This is a genomic window from Candidatus Paracaedibacteraceae bacterium (genome assembly GCA_019636055.1).
In the GTDB taxonomy this organism is placed as follows: Bacteria; Pseudomonadota; Alphaproteobacteria; order Paracaedibacterales; family Paracaedibacteraceae; genus Paracaedibacter.
In genome coordinates this window covers 261,975-281,361 of the sequence record JAHBYH010000003.1, presented here as the reverse complement: position 1 = coordinate 281,361, position 19,387 = coordinate 261,975, and the positions used below count along the sequence as shown (strand labels likewise).

At 38.5% G+C, this 19,387-nt stretch carries 23 protein-coding genes; 16 read left to right on the top strand and 7 right to left on the bottom strand.

Features of this window, described 5'->3' with window-relative positions; genetic code table 11:
• Positions 1 to 403: 403 nt before the first annotated feature.
• Positions 404 to 832, bottom strand: coding sequence for a winged helix-turn-helix transcriptional regulator (locus KF820_07005; GenBank protein MBX3458086.1), 429 nt, complete (start codon positions 830 to 832; stop codon positions 404 to 406).
• A gap of 308 nt (positions 833 to 1,140) precedes the next feature.
• Between KF820_07005 and proC the strand changes: the two genes are divergently transcribed.
• From proC to KF820_06985, 4 genes are all read left to right on the top strand, one after another.
• Complete coding sequence (gene proC / locus KF820_07000) at positions 1,141 to 1,911, top strand: pyrroline-5-carboxylate reductase (protein MBX3458085.1); 771 nt, start codon at positions 1,141 to 1,143, stop codon at positions 1,909 to 1,911.
• Positions 1,908 to 2,477 carry a hypothetical protein gene (locus KF820_06995; GenBank protein ID MBX3458084.1) on the top strand — a complete coding sequence of 190 codons (570 nt, stop codon included), beginning with the start codon at positions 1,908 to 1,910 and terminating at the stop codon, positions 2,475 to 2,477. The genes proC and KF820_06995 overlap by 4 nt, the downstream gene beginning before the upstream one ends.
• Positions 2,478 to 2,535: 58 nt before the next feature.
• Complete coding sequence (locus tag KF820_06990) at positions 2,536 to 3,132, top strand: superoxide dismutase (GenBank protein ID MBX3458083.1); 597 nt, start codon at positions 2,536 to 2,538, stop codon at positions 3,130 to 3,132.
• 64 nt (positions 3,133 to 3,196) lie between these two features.
• Entirely contained in the window at positions 3,197 to 3,640 is a 444-nt protein-coding gene (locus KF820_06985; GenBank protein MBX3458082.1) for a YiiD C-terminal domain-containing protein, read from the top strand.
• Here KF820_06985 and gmk read toward each other — a convergent pair.
• Positions 3,634 to 4,263 carry a guanylate kinase gene (gene gmk / locus KF820_06980; GenBank protein MBX3458081.1) on the bottom strand — a complete coding sequence of 210 codons (630 nt, stop codon included), beginning with the start codon at positions 4,261 to 4,263 and terminating at the stop codon, positions 3,634 to 3,636. The genes KF820_06985 and gmk overlap by 7 nt on opposite strands.
• Before the next feature lie 65 nt (positions 4,264 to 4,328).
• Entirely contained in the window at positions 4,329 to 5,186 is an 858-nt protein-coding gene (locus KF820_06975; GenBank protein ID MBX3458080.1) for a TIGR01459 family HAD-type hydrolase, read from the bottom strand.
• Between the two features lie 131 nt (positions 5,187 to 5,317).
• Between KF820_06975 and KF820_06970 the strand changes: the two genes are divergently transcribed.
• The 5 genes from KF820_06970 to KF820_06950 all read left to right on the top strand — a co-directional run bounded on the left by KF820_06970 (position 5,318) and on the right by KF820_06950 (position 9,554).
• On the top strand, positions 5,318 to 7,156 hold the full coding sequence (locus KF820_06970) for an anion permease (GenBank protein MBX3458079.1): 1,839 nt from the start codon (positions 5,318 to 5,320) through the stop codon (positions 7,154 to 7,156).
• Between the two features lie 12 nt (positions 7,157 to 7,168).
• Positions 7,169 to 8,194 (top strand): hypothetical protein, encoded by a 1,026-nt coding sequence (locus KF820_06965; protein MBX3458078.1) that lies wholly within the window; start codon positions 7,169 to 7,171, stop codon positions 8,192 to 8,194.
• A 33-nt stretch (positions 8,195 to 8,227) separates the two neighbouring features.
• Complete coding sequence (locus tag KF820_06960) at positions 8,228 to 8,449, top strand: hypothetical protein (protein ID MBX3458077.1); 222 nt, start codon at positions 8,228 to 8,230, stop codon at positions 8,447 to 8,449.
• Between the two features lie 186 nt (positions 8,450 to 8,635).
• The gene (locus KF820_06955) at positions 8,636 to 9,130 is read left to right on the top strand and encodes a hypothetical protein (GenBank protein MBX3458076.1); all 495 of its coding nucleotides are present in this window, start codon (positions 8,636 to 8,638) and stop codon (positions 9,128 to 9,130) included.
• Positions 9,093 to 9,554, top strand: coding sequence for a hypothetical protein (locus KF820_06950; GenBank protein ID MBX3458075.1), 462 nt, complete (start codon positions 9,093 to 9,095; stop codon positions 9,552 to 9,554). The genes KF820_06955 and KF820_06950 overlap by 38 nt, the downstream gene beginning before the upstream one ends.
• On the opposite strand, the gene bamE is transcribed toward KF820_06950, so the two are convergent.
• Positions 9,551 to 10,003, bottom strand: a complete 453-nt coding sequence (bamE, locus tag KF820_06945) for an outer membrane protein assembly factor BamE (protein MBX3458074.1) — start codon at positions 10,001 to 10,003, stop codon at positions 9,551 to 9,553. The genes KF820_06950 and bamE overlap by 4 nt on opposite strands.
• Positions 10,004 to 10,087: 84 nt before the next feature.
• On the opposite strand from bamE, the gene KF820_06940 reads away from it, so the two are divergent.
• The 6 genes from KF820_06940 to KF820_06915 all read left to right on the top strand — a co-directional run bounded on the left by KF820_06940 (position 10,088) and on the right by KF820_06915 (position 15,112).
• Positions 10,088 to 10,591: a hypothetical protein gene (locus KF820_06940; protein ID MBX3458073.1), complete on the top strand. Its 504-nt coding sequence runs from the start codon at positions 10,088 to 10,090 to the stop codon at positions 10,589 to 10,591.
• A gap of 9 nt (positions 10,592 to 10,600) precedes the next feature.
• A complete protein-coding gene (locus tag KF820_06935; GenBank protein ID MBX3458072.1) occupies positions 10,601 to 11,125 on the top strand; it encodes a hypothetical protein in 525 nt (174 codons plus the stop codon).
• Positions 11,126 to 11,127: 2 nt separating this feature from the next.
• The gene (recR, locus tag KF820_06930; GenBank protein ID MBX3458071.1) at positions 11,128 to 11,721 is read left to right on the top strand and encodes a recombination mediator RecR; all 594 of its coding nucleotides are present in this window, start codon (positions 11,128 to 11,130) and stop codon (positions 11,719 to 11,721) included.
• Positions 11,721 to 12,413, top strand: a complete 693-nt coding sequence (locus KF820_06925; GenBank protein MBX3458070.1) for a 16S rRNA (uracil(1498)-N(3))-methyltransferase — start codon at positions 11,721 to 11,723, stop codon at positions 12,411 to 12,413. Before recR ends, KF820_06925 begins: the two co-directional genes overlap by 1 nt.
• 198 nt (positions 12,414 to 12,611) lie before the next feature.
• Positions 12,612 to 12,950: an NADH:ubiquinone oxidoreductase subunit NDUFA12 gene (locus tag KF820_06920; GenBank protein MBX3458069.1), complete on the top strand. Its 339-nt coding sequence runs from the start codon at positions 12,612 to 12,614 to the stop codon at positions 12,948 to 12,950.
• Positions 12,951 to 13,081: 131 nt separating this feature from the next.
• Complete coding sequence (locus KF820_06915; protein MBX3458068.1) at positions 13,082 to 15,112, top strand: bifunctional (p)ppGpp synthetase/guanosine-3',5'-bis(diphosphate) 3'-pyrophosphohydrolase; 2,031 nt, start codon at positions 13,082 to 13,084, stop codon at positions 15,110 to 15,112.
• Between the two features lie 4 nt (positions 15,113 to 15,116).
• Here KF820_06915 and KF820_06910 read toward each other — a convergent pair whose 3' ends face one another.
• From KF820_06910 to KF820_06900, 3 genes are all read right to left on the bottom strand, one after another.
• Positions 15,117 to 16,313, bottom strand: coding sequence for a hypothetical protein (locus KF820_06910; GenBank protein ID MBX3458067.1), 1,197 nt, complete (start codon positions 16,311 to 16,313; stop codon positions 15,117 to 15,119).
• Between the two features lie 236 nt (positions 16,314 to 16,549).
• Complete coding sequence (locus tag KF820_06905) at positions 16,550 to 17,530, bottom strand: hypothetical protein (protein MBX3458066.1); 981 nt, start codon at positions 17,528 to 17,530, stop codon at positions 16,550 to 16,552.
• A 118-nt stretch (positions 17,531 to 17,648) separates the two neighbouring features.
• Complete coding sequence (locus KF820_06900; GenBank protein ID MBX3458065.1) at positions 17,649 to 17,930, bottom strand: hypothetical protein; 282 nt, start codon at positions 17,928 to 17,930, stop codon at positions 17,649 to 17,651.
• 158 nt (positions 17,931 to 18,088) lie between these two features.
• Between KF820_06900 and gltA the strand changes: the two genes are divergently transcribed.
• A complete protein-coding gene (gltA, locus tag KF820_06895) occupies positions 18,089 to 19,387 on the top strand; it encodes a citrate (Si)-synthase (GenBank protein ID MBX3458064.1) in 1,299 nt (432 codons plus the stop codon).

Sequence of the window (19,387 nt, the reverse complement as noted above, 5' to 3'; positions counted from 1 at the left end):
CGAGTCGTTATTTATGATTTTAATGAGTTTAATCCATAAACAACAATAATATTTTAGTAATAGGGAAGAATCTAAAGATATTCAGTTCTTTAGGTAAAGGTTAATGAACTGTTAATTTTTATCCACGAAACCTGTGGATAACTCTGTGGATATGCTGTTGGGATGATGAGAGTATGCACGGATTCCTTGAGAGGGAAACAGGTTGCTGATTTTTTGAGCATAGCACCTGAAAGGCGCAGAAAAGCTTAATTTTACCAAAAAAATGTTTATATTGACCATTTTTCTCATAAGATTTAGTGTCAAGAAAAAAAACGTGTGAATAAGATAAAAAATATATTGACTCTATTAATAAAAAAAAGGGGTGGAAGAACCGCCCCTTTTCTTAAATTCTAGGATGAATAACTTATCGACGAGTATCACCTTTAATAAGGTCAGACCAAAATGTCTCGAGTCGCACAAGTGTTTCATCTAACAATTTAACATGATCATCTTCAATGCCAACTGATTTAAGATTATCAGCGTGCATCTTAAAGATAGAATCTAGTTTGGTATGTAAATCCAAACCCTTGGAAGAAAGCTTTACATGACTTGAACGGCGGTCATGAGCTGATGGCTCTTGGATAAGGTAACCATTTTGGACCATTTTTCTCAGGTTATAAGAAACGTTTGACCCAAGATAATAACCACGGTTGGTTAATTCACCAACTGTTACTTGACCTTTACCAATGTTGTAAAGAACCAAACATTGGACGTTGTTAATATCGCGAATTTCTAAACGATCAAGTTCTGTGCGAACGACGTCAAGAAATAATCTGTGTAGACGTTCAATCATCACAACTGATTTGAAGTAAGAGTCCTTCATGGTACACCTATTGCCTATTGCGTTATAATTCCATATTAAGCGGAATTTGTTAAAATTAATTTAATCAAAAGCGAAAAAATATGTTTTTTTTGTTTTTAAATTATTAAAAAAAACGCTATCGTTGTCTCAACAGCTAGACTTTTTCAAGTCTAATTTTCACATATTATTATTCACTTTTTTTGAGTCTTAACTCAAATATTATTGTTAATATACTGATTTTTATAGATAAAGTAAACATTTATTTTACTTTCATCCTTAAATATTTAAAGGAAATTACAATGGTTAAGATTTTGCTTGTCGGATATGGTCATATGGGAACAGCCCTTGCAGCGGATTGGATAACCGATTCGGGTCTTGAGGTTTCGATTATTTCCCCTAAGTTAGATCGCATTGGATTATGTTATACATCCGTCGATCAACTCTCATCAACATATCTGCCAGATGTTATTATTTTTGCGGTAAAACCTCAAATTCTCTTGGATATTCTGCCTCTTTATAAGCATCTGTGTACGTCAGAAACTTTGATTATATCAATCGCTGCCGGGTTCAAAATAGAAAAAATCTCGAATATTCTTAACGGTCGAGTCGTACGCATTATGCCTAATCTTCCTATTACAACAGGATTAGGTGTTTATGGGATCTATTCTCATGATGAAAGCCACCAAGACCGAATCCTTATTGAGCAAATATTATCAAAAAGCGGAACGATTTTATGGCTGAATGATGAAGATCAAATCGATAGAATAACAGCTATTAGCGGGAGTGGGCCTGCTTATTTCTATCTTTTTACAGAAGCTCTGCAACAAGCTGCAGAAAAATTAGGTTTTGATGCTGAACAATCTCTTCTGCTTGCTCAGGCAACCTTTGTTGGTGCAGCTGAGCTCCTTAAGAAAAACCATACAACAGCTGAAAAATTGAGAAAACAAGTTACCAGCCCGGGAGGAACAACCGCGGCTGCTTTAAATTCACTCATAACAGGCGACATTGACCAATTGGTTTTAAATGCGGCAGAATCAGCCTATAATCGTGCTAAGGAACTCTCTCAATGAACAAAGAACTATTTGACCGTATTATCGCGTGTGTGTGGAAAACTATTGAAGAAGGTGGGGACGTTGATAACATCGACCATCTAGCCGAGAGGTGTAATCTTGATAAATCAATATTGCAAAAACTTTTTCCGACAAGTGAAAAAATTGTGCTCGTTCTCATCGAGGATATCTGGCAAAAGCTTTCTTTACCCCCTAAAAGCGATAAACTCACCCCACGTGATCAAATATTTGACGCCGTGATGATGGTCTTTGATTTAATAACGCCATATCGACTGGGATTAAAGAAACTGACACATAATCTTTTATTGTCCCCAACCACATACTTTGAAATTGCGCCAAGATTAAACCGATTTGGTTCAGATCTTGTCAAGCACTATTATAATAATGAAGGGATTTTTGCACTTGCTATTCCCTTGGCCTTTAATACGGCATTTGGGGCTGCTTTTTGGACATTTTTAGATGATGATACTTTTGACTTATCAAAAACAATGGCAAGCTTAGATGCTTCTTTAAAAACAGTAACGTCATTACTTTCTTACTGTCCGGGTACAGGAAAATTTGAGTGACAATATCTGACTAATTTGCTAGGAATTAGTTATTATAAAATACACAGGAGGAATTATAATGTCTCATTCACTACCACAATTACCGTATGAAATGAATGCGTTGGAACCACATATTTCAGCAAATACGCTTTCATTCCACTATGGAAAACATCACCAAGCTTATGTGACAAACCTTAATAATTTATTGGCTGGCCATGCGTTAGAAACATCCTCTTTGGAAGACGTTATCATGGCTTCTGCAGGTAAAGCCGATATGGTTGGCATTTTCAACAATGCAGCTCAAGTTTGGAATCACACATTTTACTGGAACTGCATGAAGCCAAATGGTGGCGGAGAACCATCAGCAGCATTTAAAGCAAAAATTGAAGCTGCTTTTGGTGCGTGGGATAACTTCCTAGCTGAATTCAAACAGGCAGCCGTCACTCAATTTGGTAGTGGCTGGGCTTGGTTGGTTCAGGATAAAGACGGATCCCTCAAACTGCTTAAGACAGGTAATGCTGATTTGCCTATGGCGCACGGCATGACAGCCTTGTTAACGTGTGATGTTTGGGAGCACGCCTATTATCTTGATTTCCAAAACCGTCGACCAGATTATGTTGATACGTTTTTAAATCATCTCGTCAACTGGGACTTTGTTGAAAGCCAGCTTCAATAAAAAGAATGTTTTCAGGGCTATTCTTGAAAACGAAATAGCCCTGAAAAGTTAAGGAAAATACTAAATGCACCCCGATTATCTTACGACATTTATGAATGATAAAGTTCCCGTCACCAAAGCCATGGGAATTACCGTTGTGCAGTCTGATAGGGACGGTGTTATCTTTAAAGCATCTATTGATGCCAATATTAATGACAAGGGTGTAGCTTTTGGCGGAAGCTTATTCAGCGTTGCATCTCTTGCCAGTTGGGCTGTCGTGGATTTTCTCTTAAAACAACGGAACATGGATGCTAAGATTTTTGTTCATACGGCTGATTCTAAATTCTGCGCGCCTGTTACTCAAGATTTTACCGTTATATGCCCACGCCCCGCTGATGACGAGATCAATCTTTTCTTTGAAATGATTCATAAAAAAGGTAGGGGACATCTGAAAATTAAATCAGAAATTCATGAAAATGGTATTTTAGCTTTTGAATCAACAGCAACATACGTTGCCGTTTGTCATTGAACGCCCCGTAATCCGTTAACAAAATGAGTTAAACCAATTTGACGAGTACGTCGCAGACGTTCGGCTGTGATAATCGATTGAACATGTTGCACGCTTTTATCAAGGGTTTCGTTGACAATCACATAATCATACTCTGCCCAGTGGCTCATTTCTTGAGCAGCCTCAGACATACGATGAAGAATAACCTCTTCACTGTCCTGAGACCTGTTTCTAAGTCGATCTTCAAGAGCCTGTGTTGTCGGTGGAAGGATGAAAATACTAACGAGGTCAGTCCGTGCGATTTGTGCCAATTGCTGAGTTCCTTGCCAATCAATATCGAACAAAACATCTTTTCCGTCTGCAAGCGAATTAAAGACAAACTCTTTTGGCGTCCCGTACCCGTGTCCAAATACCGTTGCGTGCTCCAAAAGCTCAGCCTCTTCAACCATTCCCTTATATTTTTCCGGGGTGATAAAGAAATAGTCTTCTCCATCAATCTCACCCGGGCGTTTAGAGCGTGTCGTAACAGAAACAGAGAGCGTAGTCTGAGGATCAATTTCAAGCAAACGGCTACAAATAGACGTTTTTCCTGCCCCAGAAGGTGAGGATAGACACAACATAAAACCACGGCGGGGGATATTCATTAGTTTAGAACCTTAGGTGAATTTTTAAATATACTCATTAATTGAATATACTATAGCATTTTTTATCACCATGACAAATACTCACAAACATAAGTTGGACATACACCATAATTTTTGAACAAGCGTTGACTATTAAGGCGACTGGCAGAACGAAACTCTTCTTGATGATAGCCTGATGTAACAAGCAAACTATCAACACCAATATAATGGGCTGCTGTTATATCAGTGACAAGCGAATCGCCAATTAATAATATTGATTCCTGCTTGTGAAGATTCATAATATCCTCAAACATAACAGGATGAGGTTTGCCAATCTCAAAAACAGTTCCCCCTAAAGCACGATATAAATCAGCTAAAACACCAACCCGGGCCATTTTTACATTATTTTTCATGACATATTTATCCGGATTACAACAAATATGAGGGATTCCTAGTTGAATTGCACTTTCAAATAAGGGAATAAATGGGGTAGGAGTATACAATGTTTCATCCATATGAATCGACAAAATCATTTCGGCCGTATGAACATCCGGTACAATTTTTAAATTAGCATCATCAATCCAATCACATAATCCGATATCATCGATAAGATATGTACTTAATGGACGCTGTCTTTCTGGCATTAATATGCCGGATCTCAATAAATCTAATGTTTTCTGACCCGCACTGATAATATCGCTATAATAATCGGGTGTTAGACCTAGGCCACTAAGTATCCTTGCATTTTCGCGACTTGTTCTTGGATTGTTGGTAATAAGATGAATTGTCTTCCCGCGTGATACAAGATTCCTTAGTACATCTTTTGCAGAATCATAAACCTGATGACCATTATAAATCACACCCCACAAATCAATAATATAGGCTTCGTAGTGATCAGCTATCATTTCTAAATTAGTAACGTCGTAACCAATAAAAGTATTCATAGGGTTGATTTAAAAAAATTAGTCATACTAATACCATAGGACTCACATGTTAACAAAAAATGAACTTTCTTAAGTATTTTTTAAACAGTATCGATCTATACTAAATTAAGTAAATCTAATTTGTTATTAAAATGAATTTAGCCCAGATTATAGATAAATCATCTTATTTAAACACAATTCACCCAACCCATAGAGCAGAAATTGTCAGTGGGAGTGATCGTATTCATATTGCCAAAGATACAGTAATTTACACAGAAGATGCTGTTGGTAATTTTGTATATTTTATTGCCAAAGGGGAGGTTGTTCTTAGTAATGATAAGGGACAGACCATTAAAAAGGCCGGTGATAGCTTTGGAGAGGAAGTGTACCTTGGCGCTGATCACTATATATCAACAGCAAAAGCGTTAAACGATACCACTATTTACATGGTTCCCACAGTATCGTTGAAACAATTAGAAATACAATCGCATAAAGATAAGGTTCCGGACGGTTTATTTTCTTCATTTTTGCAGCAATATACAAAAATGCCAATTGCAACCAAACCTCAAAAACCAACAGATACAATAAATAGCGTAAGCTGGGGAAATCTGTTGGGATGGATTGTTACACTTATTTTACCCCTGGCAATTTACTTTGGCTTAAAAACATCCGATATAGAATCTGAAAGCCGAATTTTCTTGAGTTTTTTAGGATGTTCTGTGTCTATGTGGATGTTTCGATTATTCCCAGAATTTGTACCGGGAGTTTTTTTGTTGATGTCAACTTTGATGTTTGGGATTGCGCCAACAAATGTTGTCTTAAGCGGACTTTCATCTGAGACATTTCTATTAATTATGTCTGTATTTGTTATAAGTTTGCTTATTACAAACTCTGGTTTAACGCATCGTTTTGCATTTTTCTTTACGAATATGGTCTCTAATTCTGTACTCGGGCTTAATGTAGTTATATTTTTTATTGGCACAATTTTAACCCCAATGGTGCCGTCTATTGTTAGCCGTACCGTTCTTGTGACTCCCATTGTTTCTAAGATGGTTCAGAATCTAGGTATTAGTAATAAAAGCTTTTTAAGCGTTCAGTTTGCAGCCTCGGCCTTTTTTGGGTGCTCAATTTTTGCAAACGTTATTCTCTCAAGCTCATTAATGAATTTTGTCATCCTAGGGTTACTCCCTGTTCAGGAGCAAGATCAATTCCAGTGGTTTGGTTGGTTAAAAGCAGCAGGTGTTTATGGAATCGCAGTTGCTATAGGGTATTTTGCATTTATGCTCACAACTATGTTGTTAAGTAAGAAACAAGAGATTAAACAGAGTGCTTTTAGCGAACCATTACAAGCATTAGGTAGTTTGCGACGCGAAGAGATCACGAGTATAATCGGTATCATTATTTTAACAATCGGTCTGTTGACAAATAGCATCCATAAAATTCATCCGTCTATCGTAAGTCTGTTTGTTATGTTCTGTATTTTTGGTTTTGGGTTTATTTCAAAGAACCAATTTCAAAGAGACGTTGACTGGCCATTCTTAATTTTCATGGCGGCAGCAGTCAGTATAACTGCAACAATTAAGTATCTTGGGCTAGATTTATGGTTATCTCAATATTTAAAGATATTAACCTCAGCTAGCAGCAATGCTACCGTATTTTTAAGTTACATTTGCGTGATAACCCTTATCGCTCGTATATTTGTACCAATTGCACCAACAATTGTATTATTGAGCACAATATTTATTCCTTTAGCATCGAATGAGGGTGTTAACCCATGGCTCGTGACTTTTATTATATTGGTTGCTGCCGATATGTGGTTTGTTCCCTATCAAAATTCATTTTATATCATATTCGAAGAGGCTGGCCTGATTAACAACCAGTTATTCTATGATCGAAAGAAATTTATTCTATTTAATCTTTTTGTAGGCATCCTAAAATTAGGGGCTTTTTATATCTCAATTCCTTATTGGAAAAGTTTAGGCTTAATGTAAGGGGAAACAATCATGTACAAACTATATATCAGAAATTTCCTCTTCTATCTATTCATCATTGTTTTTTCAGTGATTTCTGTTATCTATAATTTAGATAAACCAATTATACTTGTCATCAATAGCTATAATGTTGATTACTCATGGACGCGTGATGTTAATGAAGGTCTAAAAAAAGTACTCACTGCAAAAGGGGCATACAATATCCGTTGGCACTATATGGACACTAAGAATAACCCATCAGAGAGCCATAGACAACGTGCAGGATTATTAGCTAGACGTGTTGTTGATGAAATAAAGCCGAATATAATTATCGCTGTTGACGAGGACGCCCAAGAGTATGTTGCAAAATATTACATCGACCAACCTGGTATCGATATTGTTTATTCTGGTGTTAATGGAACGCCTGAGGCGTATGGTTACGATAAAGCATCCAATGTAACAGGTATCTTGGAACGACTACCTCTCGTTGGTGTTCGAGATACACTTCTAGAAATTTTGAAAAGCAATCCCGGCGTGTCGGAAATAAAGCTAATGCACTTATCTGATGACTCTGGGACCGTCCAAGCTGATGATGAGTTTATTCATAATTATGGAAAAAATTGGGAACCGATAAAATTGCAACCATCCGTGTTGGTCCATAAGTATTCTGAATGGAAAAAAGCGGTTTTGAATGCAGAGCAAGAAGCCAATTGTTTACTAATTTCAAACTATAGGAAGATTTACGACGATAATGATAAGTTAGTCCCCGCTGCTAATGTTATGAAGTGGACAATTGAAAACGCAAAAGTACCGATTGTTGGTGTTAATGGGTTTACTGTTGAAGATGGGGCTAAATTTGCGGTTGCAACTTCTCCGTTCGAACAGGGAGAAGTTGCCGCAAAAATGGCCATGGAAATTCTAAAGGGAAAAAAAACATCAGAAATTCCCGTGACCCAAACTAAACAATTTATTATCTATATGCGTGGCAAGTTTGAGTGGGTTCTTCCGGCTATCTACGAAGCCTTTGCGCGAGCTGCGAATAAGTATTGGGAATCATAAGTAATGATTAAATTATGCAAGGATCAACATATTATGACAAAAACTGCTTTCCTTGCAGTATTGACATTTCTGTCTACAACATCTCAATCTCAACAGGGGGATGGAAGTAATGCGAATAATCAAGAGAGGCATTTTCAACCAAAAAAACTCTTTACGGTTGATGCTTCGCATATCTCACCATGGTTCAGCAGACTCGCAGAGAAAAGACGTTTATACAAAGACTTAACTTCGGGTGATTCTGATCAAGAAAATTAAGCCAAGGCTAATCTAAAGCAAGCTTATGAAGGTGATCATCACCAATTTTTTAATGATCTGACCTATTTGTTTAATTGGCTTTCTAAAACCCTCGTCGATTCGGATGATGAGTCGGCTCAAAACAATCAGAAGGTTTGCATAACCTTTATTGGAATATTATTGAGTCTGGCATCTAACATTCCCTCTATGGATAAATCTCTGATGCAGGATTTACTGCAAAACACTGATGATAAGGTGTTAGCTAAACTCTGGAATTCCTTTGATGATAATGAATCGAGGAGGGATAGTCTGCGTAAAGTGATTCAAGAGGGGAAGAACGGTTCTCTTGAGATCACGATCTCTATGACAAGAATAGAGCCAATAGAGCTAAGTGATATGATTAAAAAAGCCATACAAGATCGTCCTTGGATTAAGGAACTGATGACGTATAATCAGTATGATGCGTATATGCCTGAATTAGGGGATATTCTACAGCAGCACCCAAACATCACTTCACTCAGGTTTGTCAAAGGGAATATTTATGGGCCGGATATTATCAATATCCTGAAACGAAACGCTATTACAAATCTGAGTTTTGAAGGGAGTACATTCAATTTAAGTGATTTAATGTTTTTTTTCAGAGGTGCTAATGAGCAGGGAAACATTGACGCATTTAACTATTTCAAATGCAACTATCCATGATCCTAGGGGGATAATCTATCTTATTTTTACCGTGATGAGGGGCAATAAGTCCATTACATATCTGAATATTTCTAATAATAAGATTTCTAAGGGTAGGGACTGGGAACTAATTACGTACGTAATAAAAGAAAATTCTACCCTTACAGATCTAGATATTTCCGGAAATAAATTCAATTTCTACGAAATGAAAAAAATGCCTAATGCTTTAAAGCAAAATAAAACCCTCTTAAGTCTAAAACTTAAAAATTGTTCGATCGATATTCAAACATTCAATAACTTTTCTGAGGCATTAAAAGTCAATAACACCCTCAAATATATAGATTTTTCCGAGAACAATTTAGGAGATGCTGGCAAAGAAATCGCCCAAGAAATCCAGCACGTACGGGCTGAGAAAGGCTACCATCATCTTGAGGTCGTTCTTTAAGGGGTTCCAGTTCTGGACGTGCTCTTACCTGAAATCTTACCAAAGTTGCTGAATACTTCTCTCAGTAAGCCTGATTGATGACCAGCTGATGGTGTCTCTCGTTTTACAGGGGTTATTTCACGTACATGCTCTCCTTTACGTTCCATAACCTTAGAAACGATCCCTGAATCATTGAAAATAACTTCGTATGAAATTAAGTCTGTTGTAACTGGGGTAAAAAAGGCCTTTGTTTCTGTTTGCTTAGAGATATAATACCATGTCTCAGGTTTAAACGCGCTGATTGTGGATGGGCTGCCGTAATTTTCTTCAACGAAATCACGTGTTGTTTTGCCCGGAATAATCTTAGTAAAGTCCCGGTTGTCGTTTTCATAGCCGCGATTGTCAACTGTCGGACTGCATCCTGTAACAAAAGTCGATAAAATAACTGTAGGAATAAGTGTACGATTCATCGTATAGTTAACTCAAAGTTGATATGTTTGTTCTTCATCCTAGAATTTGCACGAGATGACACTAAAGTCAAGTATGGAGCTATAATGTTTTGGAAAAAAACAAATTCCCCAGCCAAAGAAATTGCCGTAAAATTGTATGCAACCTGCGTTGATCGAGTCAAAAACCCGGTTATCTATCAAGATTATTCTATTAACGACGAGGTTCTCGGGCGCTTTGAAGTTTTGTCCTTATTTTTGTTTATGATGCTGCGTCGCCTTAAAAAAGATACCAGTACTCAATCAGCTGAAATTAGCCAAGAACTCGTCGATCTATTTGTTGAAGACATGGATCATAGCCTGCGCAATGCACGGTTGAGTGAAAAAGGAATCGATAAAAACTTTAAACGCTTTGTTGAAGGTTTTTTTGGACGTTTGGTCGCCTATGATACAGCTCTGGATAACAATTCTCTGGAACAAGCTATTTACAGAAACGTTTATGACGGTAATAATGAATACAACGATGCATCGAAAAAACTAGGTGCGTATATAAAAGAGCAGCTGAACGTCCTGAACTCGCAAAATGATATTCAGCTGTTGTGCTTTAACTAGGAATAAAAAATGGTACCTGAATTTAGTAGAGTGTTTAATTTAGATAAAGTAGGGCAGCTACCCTATAAATATGAAGTCACCGCCACTACAGAAGAACTAACAGCTCTGGCTGCTCGTTTTGATCTCTTGCGCGTCGAAAAGTTAGGCGCTTTGCTTGAGATCCGCAAGTCTGACCATAATGGGGACTTTGAGGTTTATGCAAAAGTTATTGCTGATGTCGTTCAAGCCTGCATTGCAACCCTTGCAGAAGTGCCTGATCATTTAGAGTTTGAGTTTAAACTTAGTCTCGTCGAAGGGGATGAAGATCGATTCCATGATGATATGGATTGGCATACCGAAGCTGAAAAAGAGTATGATCTTGAATTCTATCAGAATAATGAGATCGATTTCGGTGAAGTAACAGCACAATACCTGTCATTAGAATTAAATCCTTATCCGCGCGCAGACATCGAAATTGAAACGATCGACGGAGAAGCGGCTTCTGAAAAGCCTAATCCGTTTGATGCCCTGAATGCATTAAAGGGACAGAAATAACCGTGAATAGTCCGGAAATCCAACTTCTAATTCAGCATCTTAGCAAACTACCGGGGCTTGGTCCACGCTCCGGTCGCCGAGTAGCCTTGCATCTTTTGAAAAAACGCGAAAAAGCTTTTCGCCCCTTAATTCAAGTTATGCTTGATGCCGAACAAAAAGTAAAAACCTGTCATATTTGCCTTGCCCTTGATGCAACCGACCCGTGTAGTATATGCACCGACCCGAAACGAGATCCGCAACAACTCTGCGTTGTTCAAGATGTGGCTGATTTATGGGCCATGGAACGGGTTAATACATTTAAGGGCATGTACCACGTTCTAGGAGGTGTTTTATCCGCGATTGATGGGGTCGGACCACAACAACTTGCCATTCAAAGCCTAGTAGAAAGAGTTGCAAAAAGTCAAATAACCGAAGTGATTCTAGCTTTGAATGCAACAGTTGACGGACAAACAACAATCCATTACTTGACTGAACTCTTAAAACCGATGGGAGCCACTGTCACAACGCTTGCCCATGGTGTTCCGATTGGTGGTGAGCTGGATTATCTGGATGAAGGAACACTGTTCACAGCCTTCCAGGGTCGCAGGAGTGCCTAATGACACGACTATATTATCCTGATTCTCTGGTACCGGGTCTAACTGTATCCCTAGCAGATGAACATATCCATTACTTAAGGAATGTACTCAGGTATTCTATTGGTGATACTCTAAATCTTTTTAACCAAGGGTTTGGCGAGTTTGAGGCAACACTTGCCGTTCTGACAAAATCAAAAGTAGATGTTTTAATTGGTAAAAACGTTCGACAGCCCGAAACAGAGAAACAGCTAACCCTGGTCTTTTGCCCCATCAAGAATGATGCGCTGCACTATCTGATTGAAAAATGTACAGAAATTGGTGTTACCGAGTTTCAGCCTGTCATCATGCAGCATGGCAATATTCACAAGGTCAACATAGAAAAGCTTCAACGAATTGCCACAGATGCCGCCCAACAATGCGAACGGCTTTCTGTCCCGTTCATTCATCCTTTAAAAAAATTAGAACAAGTTTTGTCTAGTTGGGATCCGCACAGAAAAATGTACGTTTGTTTTGAACGACTACCGTCAGAATCTCGTCCTGATTTTACCTCAGGCACAGCTATTCTTGTTGGCCCGGAAGGCGGATTACACCCTGATGAGGTCAACATCTTGAAAAGACAGCCCTTTGTTGAGCATCTTAGTCTAGGAAAAAATATCCTGCGCGCAGAAACAGCAGCCGTTGCTGCAAGCACTCTCATCCTCATAGAAATTTAATTTTGATGCGTTGCATCCAAAAGCACATCAAAAAAGAGCATAGTTAAAATGATATGCACTGAGGAAGCAAGCCATAAAAGATCAACACCGTTTGTCCCCCCTCAGCTGGATTTAAATGAGTCATTATTGCCAAGTGCATTGCTTTTGATCCGATAAATCGAGTACAATTTAAATAAATATATATGACGTGAGGGTGTCATGACAGATATCGGAACAATTCTTTTTACTTGGTGGCGTGGCCAATTAATTGGCGAAGACGAATTTGGTAATAAATATTATCAGGATAAAAAAAAGGGTGGTCGTGGTATTTTTCGCCGTTGGGTCATTTATAATGGTGAAATTGAAGCATCGAAAGTTCCGGCAGACTGGCACGGTTGGTTGCACCACACAAATCCCGAACCGCCCCAACCCCGCAAACGCTATTATTGGGAAAAACCCCATCAACGCAATTTGACTGGGACTGTCTATGCCTATCGGCCAAAAGGGTATTACAAGCCCATTGAAAAGCAAAATTATGAAGCTTGGACACCTCAATAACGGGATAAACTAGTTTTTTCTTTAGGATAATACTAATGATGAATAGGCAGCTTGAAGAATTACTAGAAAAAGTCATCCAATCGAACCCCACAGCCGATCAAGACAAACTGAGGCGCGCCTACGCGTTTTGTATGCAAGCTCACGGTTCACAGCTCAGAGCGTCGGGTGATCCTTATTACACACATCCACTTGCTGTTGCTGAAATTCTTGCAGAATTAAAATTAGATTTATCAACCGTTATTACTGGCCTTCTTCATGATACTGTCGAAGATACTTTAGTCACGTTGGCTGACATAGAAAAAGAATTTGGCCCGGACGTTGCCAATCTTGTGGATGGAGTAACCAAGCTATCGCAATTACAGCTTCAATCTGAGCATACAAAACAAGCAGAAAACTTACGTAAACTTGTTTTGGCAATGTCGACAGACATTCGTGTTCTCATTGTTAAGCTAGCAGACCGCCTTCATAACATGCGGACATTACACCATGTGAGTTCTGTGGAAAAACGTAAACGGGTTGCCCGCGAAACCATTGAGATTTATGCACCCCTTGCTGAACGCATGGGTATGCAATATTTGAAGGATGAATTCGAAGATATTGCCTTTGGTATTATTAACCCGGAAGCACGGGAATCCGTCCAAAGTCGATTAAGTTTTTTGTATGAGAATGCAGACTATACAGTCGAAGCAATTATTGACGATATGCAGAAGGTTCTAACTTCGTATGGTCTAAATAATTTCCAAGTGAACGGACGGCAAAAGACCCCATATTCTATTTGGAAAAAAATGCAGCACAAGCGGGTTGCTTTTGAACAATTGTCAGATATTATGGCTTTTCGCATTGTTGTCGGAACAATGCCCGAAGTTTATCAAGCTTTAGGGGCCGTTCATAATGCCTATTTGGTGCTGCCCGGACGATTCAAAGACTATATCTCCACACCAAAACCAAACGGTTACCAATCACTTCATACAGGATTAATTGGCCCGTATAACAGTCGTATTGAAGTGCAAATTCGCACAGAAGAAATGCACCGAATTGCTGAATATGGTATCGCATCCCACTGGCAATACAAACAGGGCGCCTCACACGAGGGACGCCAATATGCGTGGCTTCGTGGTTTGCTTGATATTTTAGATCAAGCATCTAATCCAGAAGAATTCCTTGAAAATACAAAACTTGAAATGTTTCAAGATCAGGTTTTTTGTTTTACCCCAAAAGGGGATTTGATTCAATTACCAAGTGGCGCAACACCTGTCGATTTTGCTTATGCTGTTCACTCTAAAATAGGTGATCACATTACAGCCGCTAAGATTAATGGCAGATTGATGCCTCTTAGGACGATTCTGAATAACGGGGACCAAGTTGATGTTATTACCTCTAAGACACAGAATCCTTCGCCAATGTGGGAAAGGTTTGTTGTTACAGGGAAAGCTCGGTCTCATATCCGCAAATTCGTTCGTCAGCAACGTCGTGAACAATTTAGTGAGCTCGGTAAAAGCATTCTTCAAAAATCATTCAAGCAAGCTCATCTTGATTTTGGTGAAAAAATCCTTAAGCCAGCGATAGAACAGTTAAAACAAATTGCCCTTGAGGATTTATATGCCAGCGTAGGAGAGGGGACTCTTTCCGTTCACGATGTTATTCATGTATGTTATCCCTTATTTAAACAAGAACAGGGCGAATCTAAACCAAAGAAAGAGAAAGAGGTATCGGTAGAATCTCATAGTTTCTCTATTGGGGGACTCATTGACGGGATGGCTGTTCGATATGCTGGATGCTGTCATCCGTTACCCGGAGACCATATCGCAGGTATTGTCAAAACAGGCAAGGGAATTACCATCCATACGACAGACTGTGATGTCTTAAAGGCATTCTCTGACCCTAATCGTATCCTTGATTTAGATTGGGGCAAACAAAAAACGGATGAGAAATTTGTCGGCCGCCTAAAAGCAACGTTTCTCAATAAAACAGGCAGTTTGTCAGCTTTCTCAACGGCAATATCCAAGCAAGCCGGTAATATTATTAATATCAAAGTAACAAACCGTACTCCTGATTTTTGGGATATAATTGTTGATATTGAAGTTAAAGATACAACACATCTTAATACAGTAATTGCCAGTGTTCGCACATTATCAATAACCAATAATGTTGAACGTATCTAAGCCACTAAACTAGATTTTTTGCGTCAAGTAATTTTTCTATCCCAAATCCTTGGAATTGTTCGATTCCACAGTCAAGACCCTCTAGAATTTCTCGCTCGGTTGAACACTGATGCAAAATAAATTTATAGGCACCGAAAACATCAATAAGATCCCTTATTAAGGTTTTGTTCTCTATAATTCCGTTACTCCACTTTAATTTAAACAAGCTTGCAGGAACTTTTTCAAAATTTAAAACACGTATATGATCCGCGGTTATCCCGCTTAAAATTAACCGACAATCTTTTTTTCTAAGAAGTTCTCTCGCGAAAAGCATTGCTTCCGGATGCGCCATATAATCGACAATATCGATACAAAAAGACAATGGTTTTTGTTTTTCGTAATAATCAAAAAATCGGTAAAAATTTGAGGATATAATTGTCCTCAGGTTTATATTGGCATGGAGACTCTCAATAGAATGAGCCATCAATAACTCTTTCATTATCGTGAGTGTCTGCTTATCAAGGATTGTTGTTAAATGTTTAAACAACCAAATGTTGGCTGTTATTGATTCATTAATCGCCAATTTCTCTTGGATCTTTTGTACAGATAGGAAAAGATGGCTTGCAATCTTATGGGGTTTTTCTTTACCATCATACCAAAAAATAGACTGTCTTTTTAAATAAGGTCGCAAATCTGATCCACTAATAATTCGGTCCAAACTGTTTAATGTCTCGCTATCAATCCCCCGATCAATCATTGTTACAGAGTTACCGTCCACATCTTGCTTCCGGATCCTAAACAAAGGATCATTTTCAATGTCCTGCACGATATCATCAAGATCTCGCCACCGTAAACCGAGATCAAATAATTGGCAGAAAACATCTTTTCTTAACGCATCTGATAAAATAGGATCAATGGGTAACGTACGTTTAAACTGTGATATGGCTCGTTCAATTGAGATGATTGGTTGTTTTTCAATAATGCAGACAATATTATGATTAAGCAATTTATAAACTTTTGCCTTTAGCGGAAGAAATATTCGGTTCACTTCCGCAAGAGCAACTTCAATTTTTGCCGGCTCACGATTAAAAGGCAAAAGTTTAGACATATTAAACATAACAGCATGGAAGGCAGCACCAGCCGGTTTAATTTTCAATAAATAATCAATTATGCTTTCTTGGGTTTCTGAAGAATCGGAAGCGACACAAACATTGTTAGTCATCTTGACTTGTCTCCCTGTTAGACCTTCACTGTATCAGAACAGGATTAAAAAACCCTTAAGGTACAACAAATAATTTTTATCCAACATAACCCCTAACGTGAGTTCGATATAAGAAAGATCAGACAGGTTCGTCATCTCCGACGAGCAAAGCTAGTGTTTCGCTAGAAAACCTTAGCTTTGCTCGTCGAGGATGACGGATTCTATTGCTGGATAGACCTTCTTATGTCGAACTGTCGTTAATCCCTAAGGAGTTCAAATTGATTGTAGTTCCTGAGGGTTGGCGCATCATCGTATAGATGACCATACTTTCCTTTTAAACGCCTCAACTCTTTAAGATATTCTGCGTGTCTATTTTTTCTATAATTTAGTAAATTTTGTTGCCAAACTGATAAAATCAAGACTCCTACGTGTGGGTTCTCTCCTGAATCTAGGGCTTCCATTTTTTCAAGAATAAGTTTAAAGCGTGCCTTATCCCAAAAATCAGCACCATAGCGACTATCCATATAGCACTCTATTAGAAAAGCCTGAGCACTAGAGTTATGCTGTTCGGCTAAGGATTCAATTGCTGTTAATTCTGTTTTATCTCCGGGGATAATATGCCAGCGACCGTTTCTACCTTTAATATGTTTTAAATACTCACGTTTTGATTTGAATCCAAGCATATTTTCTTTTAAAGCCAGAATGACAAGATCTCCAACACCAGGGGAATCTAAGTGATCTAAAGCAAAGCGTCGAGCTTTTTTCAGTCGAGATTTCTTCTTTACACTGATCCCAAAATAACCTTCCATATAACTTTCGATAAGATAGCGATGAACGAGCGTATTATTTTCTGCATAGGTCCAAAGGTGTTGCAAGCGCTCACTTTGGTTCTGCTGCGTGTTTCCAAGTCCCAAGCTTCCATAAATCCAACACTTAACCAATAATTCCTGAGCATAGATATTATTTTCCGATGCCAATTCTTCAAGTATCTCTATAGCTATAGATACTTCGCTTGTTGTCAAGTTCTGATCTAAAAGAAGACTGATTGCTGCTGCGTCCCCCATTTTAAGACCATGCCATGTAAAAACAGCCTCATCTTCTTGGGATGGGCTGCTCGGTCGACTACTTATTTCTGACTGAGTGTCAGGCGGTGATGATGGATACCCATCAGAACAATCAGAATAATCCGCTGAAAACGCTATGGATGTTGAAAAAAACACCCCTAAAAATTGCTTCATTTTACCCCCCCGTCAATAGAATACATTTTAATCGTAGCATCCCTCTATTTCTAATACTAGAAGTAACGAATTCTTAAATCTGCCAAGTTGCAATAACGAGAAATTATTTGAGACAATATTATGCAGCCTGTCTCTCTTGTTCATAAGTACGAACTGCACTACCGTGCCAAACAACTATCTTATTATGATCCGATAAATTAATCTTATCGTCGTTGGGACAGGGGTGATTTGATTTATAATTTGCATCGGTTTGTTTTTTTATTTCAAGGATGAGATCGCCATCTTTTTCGAAAATATGATATTTTTTAGCTTGATTGTTCCTAACCCCGATTGAAAATTCATCACCGACATCAAGTGACAGGGCATGACCAATAAACAAGACTTTAAGAAAATATAGCATCAGGTAACTTTCGTGCTTTTAACTGTAATTAACTGTAATTTAATTTAAGAAAATTTTAAAGCCATCCTTCAGTGTTTATTGTTAATTGATTCTTAATCGGATTCAATTTAGAATAATTCTAGATATATAAATCTGAGGGGAATAAAGTGACTTTGCCAATACAAAAATATGAATCAACCGCAAAAGTTATCTATAATGGAAAAACGATTGAATTACCGGTATTGCATGGGGCATGTGGTCCCAGTGTCATTGATATAAGAGCCCTGTATAATGAAACAGGGCTTTTTACTTTTGATCCGGGATTTACATCAACAGCAAGTTGCGAGTCAAAAATTACCTATATTGACGGTGATGAGGGAGTCCTGTTATACGGTGGTTATCCAATTCAAGATCTCGCTGAAAAAAGTGATTTCATGGAAGTATCTTACCTCTTGCTGTATGGTAATTTACCAACTGAACAGCAAAAAAATGACTTTGTTAAGAATGTAACCATGCACACAATGGTTCATGAACAAATCCCATCATTTTATCGTGGTTTCCGCCGTGATGCTCACCCTATGGCAATTATGGTCGGGGTTGTTGGGGCTTTATCGGCTTTCTATCATGATAGTCTAGACATTCACGACCCAAGGCAGCGTGAAATTGCAGCTTATCGTTTGGTTGCTAAGGTGCCGACACTTGCTGCTATGGCCTATAAATATTCCATCGGGCAGCCCTTTGTCTATCCAAGGAATGATCTTGATTATGCAAGTAACTTCTTGCACATGATGTTCTCAGTACCAACAGAAACATACGAGATTAACCCGGTCTTGTCCAATGCTATGGATAAGATTTTGATTTTACATGCGGATCATGAGCAAAATGCGTCAACATCAACGGTTCGCTTGGCCGGATCCAGTGCTGCAAACCCATTTGCCTGTATGGCTGCCGGGATTGCTGCCCTTTGGGGGCCAGCACATGGTGGCGCAAACGAAGCAGCGCTAGCAATGCTTCAAGAGATTGGCGATCCAAGTCGCATCAAGGAATATGTTAATAAAGCAAAAGACAAGAATGATCCGTTCCGCTTGATGGGATTCGGGCATCGCGTCTATAAAAATTATGATCCACGCGCAAAAGTCATGCGGGAAACATGTCATCAGGTCTTAAAAGAATTAAATATCAAAGATGATCCGCTACTGGATATTGCTATGGAATTAGAAAGCATTGCACTCAGCGATCCATATTTCATTGAGAAAAAACTTTATCCTAACGTTGATTTCTATTCAGGGATTATCTTCAAAGCCATGGGGATTCCAACATCTATGTTTACTGTTATTTTTGCTTTGGCTAGAACAGTAGGGTGGGTTGCACAATGGAAAGAAATGATTGGTGATCCGTTGCAAAAAATTGGCCGTCCGCGTCAGCTGTACACAGGTGTCAAGGAAAGACCATACGTGGACATTGGAAAACGAGGTTAA